13 protein-coding genes are annotated in these 15,317 nt (G+C 57.3%); 9 read left to right on the top strand and 4 right to left on the bottom strand.

Annotated elements, in window-relative coordinates; translation table 11 throughout:
• Window positions 1-96 precede the first annotated feature (96 nt).
• Both AT6N2_RS20440 and AT6N2_RS20435 read left to right on the top strand, forming a co-directional pair.
• Window positions 97-1,947 carry a M3 family oligoendopeptidase gene (locus AT6N2_RS20440; protein ID WP_209091090.1) on the top strand — a complete coding sequence of 617 codons (1,851 nt, stop codon included), beginning with the start codon at window positions 97-99 and terminating at the stop codon, window positions 1,945-1,947.
• 99 nt (window positions 1,948-2,046) lie between these two features.
• Entirely contained in the window at window positions 2,047-2,682 is a 636-nt protein-coding gene (locus tag AT6N2_RS20435; RefSeq protein WP_209091088.1) for an aminotransferase class IV family protein, read from the top strand.
• On the opposite strand, the gene AT6N2_RS20430 is transcribed toward AT6N2_RS20435, so the two are convergent.
• Window positions 2,679-3,587, bottom strand: coding sequence for a GGDEF domain-containing protein (locus AT6N2_RS20430; protein WP_209091086.1), 909 nt, complete (start codon window positions 3,585-3,587; stop codon window positions 2,679-2,681). The genes AT6N2_RS20435 and AT6N2_RS20430 overlap by 4 nt on opposite strands.
• 258 nt (window positions 3,588-3,845) lie before the next feature.
• Between AT6N2_RS20430 and AT6N2_RS20425 the strand changes: the two genes are divergently transcribed.
• The 6 genes from AT6N2_RS20425 to AT6N2_RS20400 all read left to right on the top strand — a co-directional run bounded on the left by AT6N2_RS20425 (window position 3,846) and on the right by AT6N2_RS20400 (window position 10,920).
• Window positions 3,846-5,291, top strand: coding sequence for a homospermidine synthase (locus tag AT6N2_RS20425; RefSeq protein WP_209091084.1), 1,446 nt, complete (start codon window positions 3,846-3,848; stop codon window positions 5,289-5,291).
• Between the two features lie 149 nt (window positions 5,292-5,440).
• Window positions 5,441-5,818 carry an outer membrane lipoprotein Omp10 gene (omp10, locus tag AT6N2_RS20420; protein ID WP_063950516.1) on the top strand — a complete coding sequence of 126 codons (378 nt, stop codon included), beginning with the start codon at window positions 5,441-5,443 and terminating at the stop codon, window positions 5,816-5,818.
• A gap of 218 nt (window positions 5,819-6,036) precedes the next feature.
• A complete protein-coding gene (locus AT6N2_RS20415; protein WP_209091082.1) occupies window positions 6,037-7,962 on the top strand; it encodes a 5'-nucleotidase C-terminal domain-containing protein in 1,926 nt (641 codons plus the stop codon).
• A 346-nt stretch (window positions 7,963-8,308) separates the two neighbouring features.
• The gene (hemH, locus tag AT6N2_RS20410) at window positions 8,309-9,343 is read left to right on the top strand and encodes a ferrochelatase (protein WP_209091080.1); all 1,035 of its coding nucleotides are present in this window, start codon (window positions 8,309-8,311) and stop codon (window positions 9,341-9,343) included.
• Window positions 9,344-9,400: 57 nt separating this feature from the next.
• Window positions 9,401-10,453 (top strand): SPFH domain-containing protein, encoded by a 1,053-nt coding sequence (locus tag AT6N2_RS20405; RefSeq protein ID WP_144576696.1) that lies wholly within the window; start codon window positions 9,401-9,403, stop codon window positions 10,451-10,453.
• 2 nt (window positions 10,454-10,455) lie between these two features.
• Window positions 10,456-10,920, top strand: coding sequence for an NfeD family protein (locus AT6N2_RS20400; RefSeq protein WP_209091078.1), 465 nt, complete (start codon window positions 10,456-10,458; stop codon window positions 10,918-10,920).
• Between the two features lie 71 nt (window positions 10,921-10,991).
• Here AT6N2_RS20400 and AT6N2_RS20395 read toward each other — a convergent pair whose 3' ends face one another.
• Together AT6N2_RS20395 and AT6N2_RS20390 are read right to left on the bottom strand one after the other, a co-directional pair.
• Window positions 10,992-11,987 (bottom strand): KpsF/GutQ family sugar-phosphate isomerase, encoded by a 996-nt coding sequence (locus AT6N2_RS20395; protein ID WP_209091076.1) that lies wholly within the window; start codon window positions 11,985-11,987, stop codon window positions 10,992-10,994.
• A 111-nt stretch (window positions 11,988-12,098) separates the two neighbouring features.
• Window positions 12,099-12,464 (bottom strand): PAS domain-containing protein, encoded by a 366-nt coding sequence (locus AT6N2_RS20390; protein WP_209091074.1) that lies wholly within the window; start codon window positions 12,462-12,464, stop codon window positions 12,099-12,101.
• Between the two features lie 412 nt (window positions 12,465-12,876).
• Between AT6N2_RS20390 and uppP the strand changes: the two genes are divergently transcribed.
• Window positions 12,877-14,370: a polysaccharide biosynthesis protein UppP gene (gene uppP, locus AT6N2_RS20385; RefSeq protein WP_209091072.1), complete on the top strand. Its 1,494-nt coding sequence runs from the start codon at window positions 12,877-12,879 to the stop codon at window positions 14,368-14,370.
• A gap of 54 nt (window positions 14,371-14,424) precedes the next feature.
• Here the strand turns inward: uppP and galU are convergent, their stop codons facing one another.
• Window positions 14,425-15,312 carry a UTP--glucose-1-phosphate uridylyltransferase GalU gene (gene galU, locus AT6N2_RS20380; RefSeq protein WP_144576701.1) on the bottom strand — a complete coding sequence of 296 codons (888 nt, stop codon included), beginning with the start codon at window positions 15,310-15,312 and terminating at the stop codon, window positions 14,425-14,427.
• Window positions 15,313-15,317 lie beyond the last annotated feature (5 nt).

Raw genomic sequence — 15,317 nt, 5'->3', positions numbered from 1 at the left:
GAACATCCAGTTTTGAGAATTGCTTGCATTTTATCCATTGCCGCGTGAAACAAGGTCCCCATATGCTTCGCACGCATAATCAGAAGGACACGTTCCATGACCCTCAACCGCCCCGCTTCGCACCCCGTCTTCTCGCTTGCCGAAACGTCCGGCGCTGCACTCGGCGACCTTCCAGGCTGGAAACTCTCGGATCTCTATCCGTCGGGAGATTCGCCGGAATATAAGGGCGATCTTGAGAAAGCGGCGTCGATGGCGGCGGCTTTCGAGAAGAAATGGAAGGGCAAGCTTGAAGCGGCCGCAAAGTCCTCCGGTGGAGATGGTATTGGCGCGGCGCTGAAGGAATATGAAGCACTCGACGATCTTATCGGCCGTATCGGTTCTTTTGCGGGCCTCACCTATTTTTCCGATACATCCAACCCGGCGAACGGCAAGCTCTACGGCGATGCCCAGGCGAAGCTGACGGATATCTCGGCCCATCTCCTGTTTTTTACCCTCGAGCTCAACCGAATCGATGATGCAGTCATGGATGCGTGCATGAAGAACGATCCTGACGCTGGACATTATCGTCCGTGGCTGGTCGATCTTCGCAAGGACAAGCCGCACCAGCTGGACGACCAGTTGGAACAGCTTTTCCTTGAAAAATCGATGACCAGTGCGGCAGCCTTCAATCGGCTGTTCGATGAGACCATGGCCGATCTGCGTTTTGACATTGACGGCGCGAGCCTTCCACTCGAAGTCACGCTCAACATGCTGCAGGAGCCTGAGCCGGAGACCCGAAAGAAAGCGGCGGAAGCGCTGAGCGCCACCTTCAAAAACAATCTGCGGGTCTTCACCCTCATCACCAATACGCTTGCCAAGGACAAGGACATTTCCGATCGCTGGCGCAAGTTCGAGGATATCGCCGACAGCCGCCATCTTGCCAACCGCGTCGAACGCGAGGTGGTCGATGCATTGGCCGCCGCCGTAAAGAACGCCTATCCGCGCCTTTCGCATCGTTATTACGCCATGAAGGCGAAATGGCTCGGCATGGAGCAGATGAATTATTGGGACCGTAACGCGCCGCTTCCTGATACGTCCAACACGATCATTCCCTGGGATGAGGCGAAGGACACCGTACTTTCCGCCTATGGCGCTTTCGCCACTGAGATGGCCGATATTGCGCGCAGATTCTTCGATGAACAGTGGATCGACGCCCCCGCCCGCCCCGGCAAGGCGCCGGGCGCTTTCGCCCATCCGACCGTACCTTCCGCTCATCCTTACGTGCTGGTCAATTACCTCGGCAAACCGCGTGACGTGATGACGCTCGCCCACGAGCTGGGCCACGGCGTGCACCAGGTCTTGGCCGGCGAACAGGGCGCGCTGATGTGCGCCACCCCGCTGACGCTGGCTGAAACCGCGTCGGTCTTTGGGGAAATGCTGACCTTCCGCAAGCTACTCGACGATACGAAAGATGTCCGCGAACGCAAGGCCATGCTCGCGCGCAAGGTCGAGGACATGATCAACACGGTCGTGCGGCAGATTGCTTTCTACGAATTCGAAAGGAAACTGCACACCGCCCGAAAAGAGGGCGAGCTGACCTCGGAGCAGATCGGCGAATTGTGGCTCTCCGTTCAGGCGGAAAGCCTGGGCCCGGCGATCCGCATTTCAGAGGGTTATGAGACATGGTGGACCTATATCCCCCATTTCATCCACTCGCCTTTCTATGTTTATGCCTATGCCTTCGGCGATTGCCTGGTCAACTCGCTCTACGCGGTTTACCAAAACGCCGAGACCGGCTTCCAGGAGAAGTATTTCGAGCTTCTGAAGGCCGGCGGCACCAAGCATCATTCGGAGCTTCTGAAACCCTTCGGCCTCGATGCAACCGATCCGTCCTTCTGGGACAAAGGACTTTCCATGATCGAAGGACTGATTGACGAACTGGAAGGGCTGGATAAGGAACAGGCTTAATCTCTTCCGCCGGCAAAGCTATCCTACTTCGGACAAGCTTTGTCGGTTCATACTGCCGGCAGAGATTCCAGTGAACAACCCAGGCGACGAGCAAAGGCCATGAAACGCAAACCCGCCGATCTGACCCTGAGGGAAACGCTGCGCTGGGAACCGCAGACCGGCTTTCAGCGCATTGACCAGCATATGCGCCGACTATTGCGTTCCGCCGATGCGCTTGGTTTCCGTGCACCTGTCAATGCCGTCCAGCTAATGGAAAAGAAGGTGGGCGGCGAGAAGCCTCTCTGCGTGAAACTGGTCATGAACTACAAGGGCGAACTCGACATCGAGACCGCCGACTTCGAACCCTTGCAGCCGGCCACAGTGTGGCGGGTACGCATTGCGCGACAGACCAGGCTCGACTCTTCCGACACCTTCTATCGCCACAAATCGTCCCGGCGGGAGCCTTATGACGCAGCCCGCGCCGAATTCCCGGCTGACGAGGCGGATGAGGTGTTGTTGCTCAACGAGCGCGGCGAATTGTGCGAGGGATCATCAACGAGCATCTTTGTGGAAATGCCTGAGGGACCGATGCTGACGCCACCGCTGGATAGCGGCATTCTGCCGGGTGTGCTGCGCGCGGAACTCATCCGTGAACGCAAAGCACGCGGGCAGACCCTCAAACCCGACGAGATGACCGGCCGGAAGCTCTTCGTTGGCAATTCGTTGTATGGACTGATTGCAGCGGAGCTGATTTAGACGGTGACCGCCAGAAGCCGGTCACGGCCTTTTTCCTTCGCCGCGTAAAGGGCCTGATCGGCGCGCATGAAAATATCGTCCGCGCTTTCCCCGATGCGGTAGGCCGTCAGGCCGGCCGAGCAGCTGTAGGAAAAATCCGGGAATTCGGAGAGAGGTCTGGAAAGGCGGACTCTCTGCAGCAGTCGCTCCACAGTCTCCCGGCCTTCGGCGACCGAACTGCGTGGCAGGATGAGCATGAACTCCTCACCGCCGATCCTGCCGAAACAATCCACGCGGCGGATGACGGAATGAGCGACAGCAACAAAATCCCGCAACACCGCATCACCGCATTTATGACCGAAGCGGTCGTTGATCTGCTTGAAAAAATCGATGTCGAACGTGCAGAGGCAGAACGGCGCTTCAAGCCCTTTGGCGACCTGATCTACCTGCACGGCAAGCTTTGTAAAGACGAACCGGCGGTTTGCCGTTCCCGTCAACTCGTCGGTCTGTGAGGCACGCACGGCCAGATCCCTGTCCTGCCGCAGCGCGCGATAACCCTGACGCAATTCGGTGACGTCGCTCGCGACGCATAGCATCCACCCATCCTGCTGCACCGTCTCGGTCATCCAGAACCAGCGACCGTCGTAAAGATCCATTTCGAAGGCTCGATATGGCAGCTTGCCGCGACGGGACTGCGCCGAAAGCAGCCATCCCTCGAAATCATTGTTGCGGATCACGACGCCGGTGCGCAGCCGGTGGTTCAGCCGCATGATGTCTGCCCAGCTGGGGAAATCGTCAGCGGCCAGATGAAAGCTTTCCCGAAATGACGGATTGGCATGGCGCAAGTGGTCGCCGGAGTCATAAAGAGCGATCAGAACGGGCGTTTCATTCTGAAGCGCCGTGGCGCGCCCTAACAGATCATTCAACAGGTAGCTCTCCTGCGATGGCAAAAACTTCTTTTCACCATCTGACCAAAGCCCCTCCAAACCTGTGGACCAAAGGACGAAAAGAAGAGTTCCACTATAGACGAACTTTCTTAAATTCGTAGTGGGAGAAATGGTGAAAAGATCGCGAGGATGGATCGTGCCGCGACCATCGTCATATGTCCGTCATCCAGCTGCCCTTTATTGTGGCACGCTTTTATGATCTAGCTTACTTATTGGCTAAAAAAGGAAAATTGACGAATGACGGATGCAGGCTACCCGATTTACGGCAATATTGACGGACCCATCATCATGATCGGCTTCGGCTCCATCGGGCGCGGTACTCTTCCGTTGATCGAACGTCATTTCAATTTCGACAGGGCCCGGCTCGTCGTTATCGATCCGCGGGAGGACATCGCCCCCTTTCTGGCCGAGAGAAACATTCGCCACATCAAGACCCACCTCACCAAGCAGAATTACAAGGACGTTCTCAAGCCGCTTTTGAAAGGCGTGCAGGGACAGGGCTTCTGCGTTAATCTTTCGGTCGATGCCGCGTCTGTCGATCTGATGCGGATATGTCGTAAGCACGGCATGCTCTATATCGACACCGTGGTGGAGCCATGGCCCGGTTTTTACTTCAATGGAGATGCCGACAACGCCTCCAGAACGAATTACTCCCTTCGGGAAACCATGCTGAAGGAAAAGGCGCGCAAACCTGGTGGTACGACGGCCGTTTCCACCTGCGGCGCCAACCCGGGCATGGTGTCATGGTTTGTAAAACAGGCCCTCGTCAATCTCGCGAGCGATGCCGGCCTCGATATCGATGAACCACAGCCTGATGACCGACAAGGCTGGGCGACGCTGATGAAACAGCTTGGCGTCAAAGGTGTGCATGTGGCCGAGCGCGATACCCAGCGGGCGAAAGAACCGAAGCCATTCGGGGCGTTCTGGAACACATGGTCCGTCGAAGGCTTCATCGCAGAAGGTTTCCAGCCAGCCGAACTTGGTTGGGGCACCCATGAAAACTGGATGCCGAAGAACGCCAACAAGCAGAAGAAGGGAAACAAGGCGGCGATCTATCTTGATCAGCCCGGCGCCAATACGCGGGTGCGCACCTGGTGCCCGGGCCTCGGACCGCAATACGGTTTTCTCGTCACGCACAACGAGGCGATCTCGATCTCCGACTACTTCACCGTCCGCAACGATGAAGGCGACGTCACCTACCGACCGACCTGCCACTATGCCTACCATCCCTGCAACGACGCCATCCTGTCCCTGCACGAGCTGTTCGGCAATGGCGGCAACCCGCAGCCGATCCAGCACGTACTTGCCGAGGATGAGCTTGTCGACGGTGCCGACGAATTGGGCGTCCTGCTCTATGGTCATGACAAGAACGCCTATTGGTACGGCTCGCGCCTCACGCTTCAGGAGGCGCGTTCGCTTGCCCCGAACCAGAATGCAACCGGATTGCAGGTGAGTTCCGCCGTGTTGGCCGGCATGGTCTGGGCAATTGAAAATCCGGAAGCCGGTATCGTTGAAGCCGACGAAATGGATTACCGCCGCTGCCTTGAGGTGCAACGTCCCTATCTCGGACCCGTTGAGGGGCATTACACCGACTGGACGCCGATCGACGGACGTCCGGGACTATTTCCTGACAATATCGATACGTCCGATCCCTGGCAGTTCCGCAATATCTTCGTCCGCTGACGCGCAAGAGTCTCATATTTGCCACGCTGGGGCTTTCGTGAATGCCATCGGGAACCGGTGGAAGCAAACAACGTTGCCTTGAAATGAAAAACGCTTCACGGCATGGTCGAAGCATAGAAAGTTTCATCGAATCGCAGGAGAACAGGCTCATGAACTTCAAGACAAGCGCTGCTTTGCTTTCAGCCGCCATCGCGGTGTCTTCATGCGTCGCGCCAGGTCCCTCCTCCCAGCAGACATCGATGGCGCCTTCGCTTTCCCGCGGCCCAGCCGTGGACGGTCGCTGGATCGACCGAAACGGCATCGTATCGACGTTCCAGAACGGCGCCTTCTCCACCCGATCTACTGACACCAATACGCTTCTCGCCTCCGGCACTTACGTGACGATTTCGCCGACGCTTTACGAAATCAACATGACATCGCTGGTGCGCAACACGCAGTCGCGTGTCAACTGCGCCCTCGTATCGCCGTCGCAATTGAACTGCACGACTGACAGCAACAGCCAGTTCTCGCTCACCCGCCAGGGCTGATTACCTAGCCGATTCAATGCGATGTCTTTCCCAAGCGCACGCCTTCGGGCGTGCGTTTTTGTTTGTTTTACACCTGTCATAATTTCGCTTGCGGCGACTGCCGCTAAATGAAAACATCCTGCTTTCGAATGACTGACATGTTTTCGGATTAAAGAATACGTCCGGTCGGAGGGTGATCAGCCGGCCTGGACTTCCGCTTTGAACAGGAGAGAGGGACGATGAAGAAAATTTTCGGAATGGGCATGCTGAGCGTTTCGGTGATCACGCTTTCAGCGGGAGCCGCGCTGGCGGATTACGAGCTCAACATTCTTCACATCAACGATTTTCACTCCCGTATCGAATCGATTAACAAATTCGACTCGACCTGCTCGGCGGAAGAAGAGGGCAAGAACGAGTGCTTCGGCGGCGCCGCGCGCCTGCTGACCGCAATCAACCAGACGCGCGATGCGCTGAAGGGTGAAGGCAAGAATGTTCTGCTTCTGAATGCCGGCGACAATTTCCAGGGATCGCTTTTCTACACCACCTACAAAGGCACCGTTGAAGCGGAAATGCTGAACGCCATGAAGTTCGACGCCATGACCGTCGGCAATCATGAGTTCGACGACAGTGAAGACGGCCTTGCCGGCTTCCTCGACAAGGTCCAGTTCCCGGTCGTGACCGCCAACGTTGTTGCCACCGCCGCCTCGAAAATTGGCGACCGCGTCAAGCCCTCCCTCGTGCTTGACGTCGGCGGACAGAAGATCGGTATCGTCGGTGCCGTCGCCAACGACACCGCGGAACTGGCAACGCCCGGTCCCAACATCACGATCGCTGAGGATGTCGCGAAAATCAGCGAGGAGGTTCAGAAGCTGAAGCAGGAGGGCGTCAACAAGATCATCGCGCTCACCCATGTCGGTTACCCGCGCGATCTCGAATTCATCGCCAAAATTCCCGATGTCGACGTCGTCGTAGGCGGCCATTCGCACACGCTTCTGTCGAACACCGATCAAAAGGCCGAAGGCCCCTATCCGACGCTCGTCGACAACCCGGGTGGCTACAAGGTTCCCGTTGTGCAGGCAGGGCAGTACAGCAAGTATCTCGGCGACCTCAAAGTCGTCTTCGATGACAACGGCGTCGTGAAGGAGAGCAAGGGCGACCCGATCCTCGTCGATTCTTCTTTCAAGCCTGATGAAGCCACGCTGAAGCGCATCGATGAGCTGAAGGCGCCGATCGAGGCTCTGAAAGCCAAGGTCGTTGGCACCTCCGAAGGCCCGATCGAAGGGGACCGCAAGATTTGCCGTGTGAAGGAATGCTCCATGGGCAATCTGGTCGCGGATGCGACACTTGCCCGCGTCAAGGATCAGGGCGTCACCATTGCTTTTGCCAATAGTGGCGGCCTGCGCTCCTCCATCGATGGCGGCGATGTCTCTATGGGTGAAGTGCTGACGGTTCTGCCGTTCCAGAACACCGTCGCAACCTTCCAGCTGAAGGGCGAAGATATTCGCGCCGCCCTTGAAAATGGCGTCAGCCAGATCGACGACGGTGCGGGCCGCTTCATGCAGGTCTCAGGCATGAAATATTCCTTTGACCGTTCCAAGCCGGCCGGCAGTCGTATCGTTTCGGTTGACGTCAAGGAGGGTGACGCTTTCGTGCCTCTCGATCCCGCCAAGACCTACATTGTCGCAGCCAATAACTACGTCCGTACCGGCGGCGATGGCTTCAAGGTCTTTGCGACCAACGCCATCAACGCCTATGACTTCGGCCCTAACCTCGAAGAGGCGGTTGCAGCCTATATTACCGCCAACAGCCCCTATAAGCCCTATACGGACGGTCGCATCAGCGAAGTGACGCCTGCCGGTTACGTCGCTCCGGCAAAGCCTGCGGCACCGGCGCCTGCGACAACTGCACCCGCCACTACTGCTGCTCCGGCACCTGCTGCCCCCACCGCGACTGCGCCAGCAACAACCGCGCCAGTAGCCCCGACACCTGCTGCAGCCGCTGCCGCGGCCAGCAAATACGTCGTTGAAAAGGGCGATTCCCTCTGGAAGATTGCAGCGGAAAAATACGGTGATGGCGCTCTATGGGGCAAAATTGCCAAGGCAAATACGCTGAAACATCCGAACCATATCGAGATCGGCGAAGAGCTGGAATTGCCCGCTCAATAAGCCGCACGCTGACAGCAGGGCAATTTGCCGCATTTAGAAGCCGGCCCTTGGAGATCGGGGCCGGTTTTCTATTTTCCTATAAAAAGCAGAGGCTTAAGGATAAATTGTTGACGGCTGGCAGCCTGCGGCTGCGCTATTGCCGGAAATAGCATCTCACAGTGGTTTAATCCTGAAAATTTTCGTCTAGAACACATGAACAAAACTACTGTCGGAGCGTATAGCTCGGACAATTTCGGCCAAACCGTGTCACGGTCTGGTTCAGGCACAAACACACGATGGAGCGTTAGCCTTATCCTTGGGCGAAATAACTCCTGACATCAGCAGTTCGAGTTTCAGGGTATCATTCATGGCGACAGAACTATCCCCTCTCCCCGCAAACCATCCTCGCGTAACCTTCGGCAAGGTGGGCGTGTTGCTCGTCAATCTCGGCACCCCCGACGGTACGGACTATTGGCCGATGCGCCGTTATCTGGCGGAATTCTTGAGCGACAAACGCGTGATAGAATGGTCCCGTCTTTATTGGTATCCGATCCTTTACGGCATCGTGCTCAACAAGCGCCCGCAGAAGGTCGGCAAGGCCTACCAGGAAATCTGGAACCAGGAGCGCAACGAAAGCTATCTGCGCACCTATACCCGCAGCCAGGGCGAACTGATGGCCGAGGCGCTTAAGGATTTGCCCAATGTCGTGGTCGACTGGGCGATGCGATACGGGCAGCCCTCGATTGCCTCCAAGATCGACGCGCTGAAAGAAAAGGGCTGCGAAAAGATCCTGCTTTTCCCACTCTATCCGCAATATGCGGCCTCAACCACGGCAACGGTGAACGACAAGGCTTTTGAGCATCTGATGAAGCTGCGCTGGCAGCCAGCCATCCGCACCGTGCCGCCGTACCATGACGATCCCGCCTATATCGAAGCGCTTGCGGCCTCCGTCAACAACCATCTGGCAACGCTGGACTGGGAGCCGGAGATGCTGATCACCTCCTTCCATGGCATTCCGCAATCCTATTTCAAAAAGGGCGATCCCTATTATTGTCACTGCCAGAAAACCGCCCGTCTGCTGCGCCAGGCGTTGGGTCGAACCGACAAGAACTTTATGATTACCTTCCAGTCCCGCTTCGGGCCGGAAGAATGGCTGCAGCCCTACACCGACAAGACGATGGAGAAGCTGGCCTCGGAGGGCATCAAGCGCATCGCCGTCATGAATCCCGGCTTCGTATCAGATTGTCTTGAGACGCTGGAGGAGATTGCCGGTGAAGCCGGGGAGATTTTCCTGCATCATGGCGGTGAGAAATTTACCCATATACCATGTCTGAACGACAGCGCCGAGGGCATGAATGTTCTCGAAGAGGTTGTAAGACGGGAGTTGCAAGGCTGGGTGTAATCTTGCCATAAGGCTGTTGGGATAAAACCCGGACGTTTTGATCGGAGGAGGAAAGTGATGATTGCATTGGGCGGTTTCGACATCGTCGTCATAGCGGCGGTTGTTCTGGTTATTCTGGTGCTGTTTGCCGGCATCAAGACCGTGCCGCAGGGGCATCGTTACACCGTTGAACGCTTCGGTCGCTACACGCGCACGCTTGAGCCCGGCCTCAATCTCATCGTACCGTTTTTTGAAAGCATCGGTTCGAAGATGAATGTCATGGAGCAGGTTCTCCATATCCCGACACAGGAAGTCATCACCCGTGACAATGCCAGTGTTTCTGCCGATGCTGTCACTTTCTATCAGGTATTGAACGCCGCGCAGGCCGCTTACCAGATTTCCAATCTGGAAATGGCGATCGAAAACCTGACAATGACCAATATTCGCTCGGTGATGGGCTCGATGGACCTCGACGAGTTGCTGTCGAACCGTGATGCCATCAATGATCGGCTGCTGCGTGTCGTCGATGAGGCGGTTGGGCCATGGGGTATCAAGGTCACCCGCATCGAGATCAAGGACATCGCGCCGCCCAAGGACCTCGTTGATTCCATGGCGCGACAGATGAAGGCAGAACGTGAGAAGCGCGCGCAGGTGCTGGAAGCGGAAGGCGCCCGCAACGCGCAAATTCTTCGCGCAGAAGGTGCAAAACAATCTGCTATTCTGGAGGCGGAAGGCCAGCGCGAAGCAGCGTTCCGCGATGCCGAAGCCCGAGAGCGCCTGGCCGAAGCCGAAGCTAACGCCACCCGCATGGTCTCGGAAGCCATCGCCGCCGGTAATGTCCATGCCATCAACTATTTCGTCGCCCAGAAATACACCGAAGCGCTTGCCGAGATCGGCACTGCGAAGAATTCCAAGATTGTGCTGATGCCGATGGAAGCCTCGGCGCTGATCGGCTCACTCGGCGGCATCGGCACGATTGCGAAAGAAGTGTTCGGTAACAACGGCGATTCGCCGAGCACGCCCACCGCAGCCCCTGCATCGTCCCGCTCCGTGCCACCAACCCGGGCTTCCGGCCAGAGCATCAATGTCGCTATCCCGGGTAATCCCTTCGGCTCTTCATCGGAGAAATAACGATGCTGCAACGGCTTGCGACAGAGCTAGGCCCCTGGAGCTGGTGGATTGTCGGCTTCGCGCTACTGGCAGCAGAGCTCATCGCCCCGGGCGTCTTTCTGATCTGGATTGGACTTGCCGCTCTGGTGATCGGCGCGTTGTCGCTGGTCCTTTGGGATGTCACTGTGTGGGCCTGGCAGTTGCAGCTGGTGCTGTTTGCAGCACTCTCCGTCGTTTTTGCCCTGCTTGGCCGGAAATATTTCGGCCGGAACCGCGATACAACCGACGAGCCATTCCTCAACCAGCGCGAAGCGAGTCTTGTCGGCCGCACTGCCACCTTGCAGGAGCCGATCGTTGAGGGTCGCGGACGCATCAGACTTGATGATACCTGGTGGCCGGTGAATGGCGAAGACCTGCCAGCTGGAACCCGCGTCAGGATTGCGTCGGCTCGCGGGCGCACACTGACGATCGAGCCGATCGACCGATAAGTCCGGCACCCGGTCGCCAGCATCGACGACCGACTTCTGGACGGCGATCGATGCAGCTGTCAGCAAAATTGTTAAGCGACGCCGATCCGCAGGAGATCGTGGAAATGCACCAGTCCAATCGGCCGATTGTCGTCGTCAACGACGATGAGGGCGCCGATGTGGAATTTTTCCAGCGTCGCCAGCGCACTGGTGGCCAACACCGACTTTTTGACCGTTTTCGGGCTGCGGGTCATGATATCGTCGACAACCAGTTCGGCGAGGTTACGCGACAGGTTGCGCGCCATATCGCCCTCGGTGATGATTCCGCACAGACGCCCCTCCTCATCCAGAACGCCGACGCAACCAAAATGCTTGCGCGAGAGAACGCCAACCGCTTCCGGCATCGCCGTTCCCTTTCCGACCAATGGCAGGCGATCGCCGGTATGCATGATATCGGCGACCAGCGTGAGGCTGGCACCCAGCTTGCCGCCGGGATGGAACACCTTGAAGTCACCCGCAGTGAAATTGCGCGCTTCCAGCAGAGCCACGGCAAGAGCATCCCCCAGCGCGAGCTGCATCAATGTGGACGTGGTTGGCGCAAGTCCAAGCGGACAGGCCTCCTGCTCATTGGGAACGAGCAGCACGATATCGGAGGCTTGCGCCAGCGATGATTTTTCCGAACAGGTGAGCGCAATCAGCGGAATGGAAAACCGGCGCGAGTAATTGATGATGCTGCGCAGTTCCGCACTCTCACCACCTTTGGAAATAGCCAGCACCACATCGTCGCCGCCGATCATACCAAGATCGCCGTGATTGGCTTCCGCCGCATGCACAAAAAAGGCGGGCGTGCCTGTGGAAGCAAACGTCGCGGCAAGCTTTGCGCCAATATGGCCGCTTTTGCCAACTCCGGTGATGATGAGGCGACCATTGGATTCGCCGATGGTCTCGATCGCTTTGCAGAAGGGCTCGGAGAGGCCGTTCTTCAAGGCATCCTCAAGGGCGGCAAGGCCAGCCCGCTCCATCGAGATCGTCCGCAGGGCGGATTCAATGGCGTTGTCTTCAACCAGTTTGACGGCGCGCGTAATCATGCCCGACTGTTACTCTTTAAGCCGGAATAAGTCTACTCTTCGCCCCGTGCACCGCATTTTAGAAGGCGTCTAGGCGCAAGTATTCAACAGTTTCGGTAGCGCTCGTTCCCCTCAGTGATGCCGCTCCGGGGGTGATATCTCCTCCATCGTCCCGAGTCGCTTGAAAGGAATGTTGTCTTCATCGACCAGATATCGTCCAAGCGTCCTTACCCACGAAACAGATCCATCGGTGCGGCGCACCGCATATTCCTGATTATAAAAACTCGCATTCTTCAACGTGGTCAGCGCCGTTTCGATCACCCGGTTCCGGTGATCGAGGTCCACTTTCTCCAGCACCTGAAAAATGCTGATGCCAAGCATCCCCTGTTTTATGGGAATTCCAAAGAGTCCAGCGCAAATTGCGTCCAGATAGAAACGGTCATTGGTGATATCCCAACAATAAAAACCAACTTGCCTGATGTTCAAAACGGGCTTCATGAAACGACGTTGTCACACAAAATAAATTCAATACGATTTTTGATCGCTTTAAAATCGATCATCGTAATCATACGGCAAACCCGTGCCAAAATGAAACGTTTTAATCTTCGCATATTAGAAATATTTAGCAATTTGGGTGTGGCCCCCGCGGCGATCATCGTCCATCTTTCGATCGGCAGGCTTGCGAGAAAATCGGCTCGCTTTTCGCCCCTGCCGGATGGATGAAAATTCAGTGATCTTTATCAACTGTTAACCATAAAAAACCTATTGTTAAAGCGATGTTAAAACTTGCGTCGCCTGTTCGGTCACTGGTTTCTTCACGTCATGTCATCGGCCTGTCTCCCGTCAGGTCTGGTGAGATGCCCTGTTTGCCTTTGATCTGACGTCGGCCGAATCCGCCGGGTGAGAAGGAATGAATGTGAAGGGCACCGCCACACGTCTGCCGACGTTGCGGAAAGCAGCGACCCTGCTGCTCGCCTGTACTTTTTTTTGCCCGCTGGAGAGCGCTTTGGCGCAGACGGCGACACCTGCCGGTCCAACGCTGCGGCAGGCGACGTCTTCCGATAATGCAACGGCCTCGCCAATGCCAAGCGCAGTTGACGCGGCGGCCACCGGCGCAGTCCAGCCGACGCCGACGCCCTCGCCCCCACCCCAGCTCTGGCGCCCCTCGAACAACCCGGGCGACCCGATCTACGAGCAGCAGGACGAGGCGGGCCAGCCCTTTGCTGACGCGGAAAACCCCTACGAGCCGACGGTGGATGGCGGTGAAAACCCGCGCATTCCTGCCGTGCCAGGACAGACGCCGGGAATTCGCGTCGGAACATTCGTGCTTCGGCCAGCAATCAGTCAGACGATCAACACGGAAAGGCAGACCAATACGGGCGGCCCTTCCAGACGCAATTATCTGACGACGGGCATACGCGGCACGCTCACCAGCGACTGGTCCCGGCACGCGCTTACGGTCACGGGCGACGGTGCCTGGGAAAGAAACTTCGGCAGCGACAAGGATGGCGAAGAACCTCGGGCGAAGATCGATGCGGATTTGCGTCTGGACCTCGGCGGACAGACGACCGCTAATCTCAAGGCCGGCTATGAATTTAGCCGCGAGGACACGATGGACCCGAATGCCCTGACCGGGGCCGCCGTCCAGGGCGGCGAGCACCGCTTCACGACGGGAGCATCGATCGAGCGGGATTTCGGCAAGCTTCGCGGTCTCGCGGCGCTCGATCTTTCTCGTACCGTCTACACGGATGCAAAAGGCATAGACGGCCGCCCGATCAGCCTCAGCGACCGTGACCAGAATGGCGCCAATCTGCGCGGACGTATCGGCTATGAACTGTCGCCGGCGCTCATCCCCTTCCTTGAACTGAACGTGGGGACGACGAAATACGATAGGCGCCGCGACAATTCCGGCTATGCCCGTTCTTCCAATTCCTATGGTGCAAAAGTGGGTGCCGAGGTCGATTTGGGCGAGAAAACGCGGGGCGAAGCCGCCATCGGTTATCTGCGCAAGCAATATGATGATGACCGCCTCGATGCGATCGACGCACTGACGCTGGATGGCACTCTCAACTGGTCACCCCAGCGCGGGACAAACGTCAATCTCGGTTTGCGCACGACGATCGAGGATTTTGCCGGCGGCCCTCAGGGTGGCTGGGTGTCCTATCGGCTTGATGCCGGCCTGACCCACGAGCTGCGCAACAACCTCGTCGCGCGGCTGACCGGGCAGGTGGTTCATCGCAAATTCCGTTCTTCCGAGGATGCCGTGGAATATACCGCCGGGGCCGGCCTGACTTGGGGTATCAACCGTTACCTCGACCTTACCGCTGATGTCAGCTACCAGTGGACCCCTGTCTATGACAGCAACGATCTGCGTGTCGGCGCCGGTCTGGTGCTCAAGCGATAATTCCGGAAAAAGAAATCCCGGCGCGAAGGCCGGGATTGTCTTGGCTTTTATGGACTATTTCAGACCGTCGATCAGGGCCTTGATTGGCTCTTCAATTGTGGGCCTGATGTCACCGCGTTCCAGGGCAAAGGCAACGTTGGCGAGGATAAAGCCATCCTTGGCGCCACAGTCGAAGGTCTGGCCGCGGAAATGGTAGCCTGCGAACTCCTGCGACTTGGCGAGCGTCAGCATGCCGTCGGTCAGCTGGATTTCGTTACCTGCGCCACGTTCCTGATTTTCAAGAATGTCGAAAATCTCCGGCTGAAGAATATAGCGGCCGTTGATGTAGAAATTTGACGGCGCTGTCCCCTTCGCAGGCTTTTCGACCATTTCGGTGATCTTGAAGCCTTCGCCGACGGTCTCGCCAACACCGACGATGCCGTATTTATGGGTCTGGTCAGGCGCACACTCCTGCACCGCGATCACGTTGCCCTGGGTCTGGTCGTAAAGCTCGACCATGCCCTTCAGGCAGCTTTTCTGCGAATGCATGATCATGTCAGGCAGGAGCACGGCAAACGGCTCGTCGCCAACGATATCGCGCGCGCACCATACAGCGTGGCCAAGACCGAGCGGCACCTGCTGGCGCGTAAAGCTCGCCGTGCCGGCCTTCGGCAGTAGACCAGCCAGCAATGTCAGCTCGGCATTCTTGTTGCGCTCGCGCAGCATCTGTTCGAGCTCAAACTGGATGTCGAAATAATCCTCGATCACAGCCTTGCCGCGGCCGGTAACGAATACAAAATGCTCGATGCCTGCTTCCGCCGCCTCATCAACGACGTACTGGATAACGGGCTTGTCGACGACGGTGAGCATTTCTTTCGGAACTGCCTTGGTGGCAGGCAGAAAACGCGTGCCGAGACCTGCGACCGGGAATACGGCCTTCCGAATTTTCTTATGTTCTACCACGTATC

This window comes from Agrobacterium tumefaciens, from assembly GCF_017726655.1.
In the GTDB taxonomy this organism is placed as follows: domain Bacteria; phylum Pseudomonadota; class Alphaproteobacteria; order Rhizobiales; family Rhizobiaceae; genus Agrobacterium; species Agrobacterium tumefaciens_B.
This window is presented reverse-complemented; position numbering and strand designations above follow the sequence as displayed.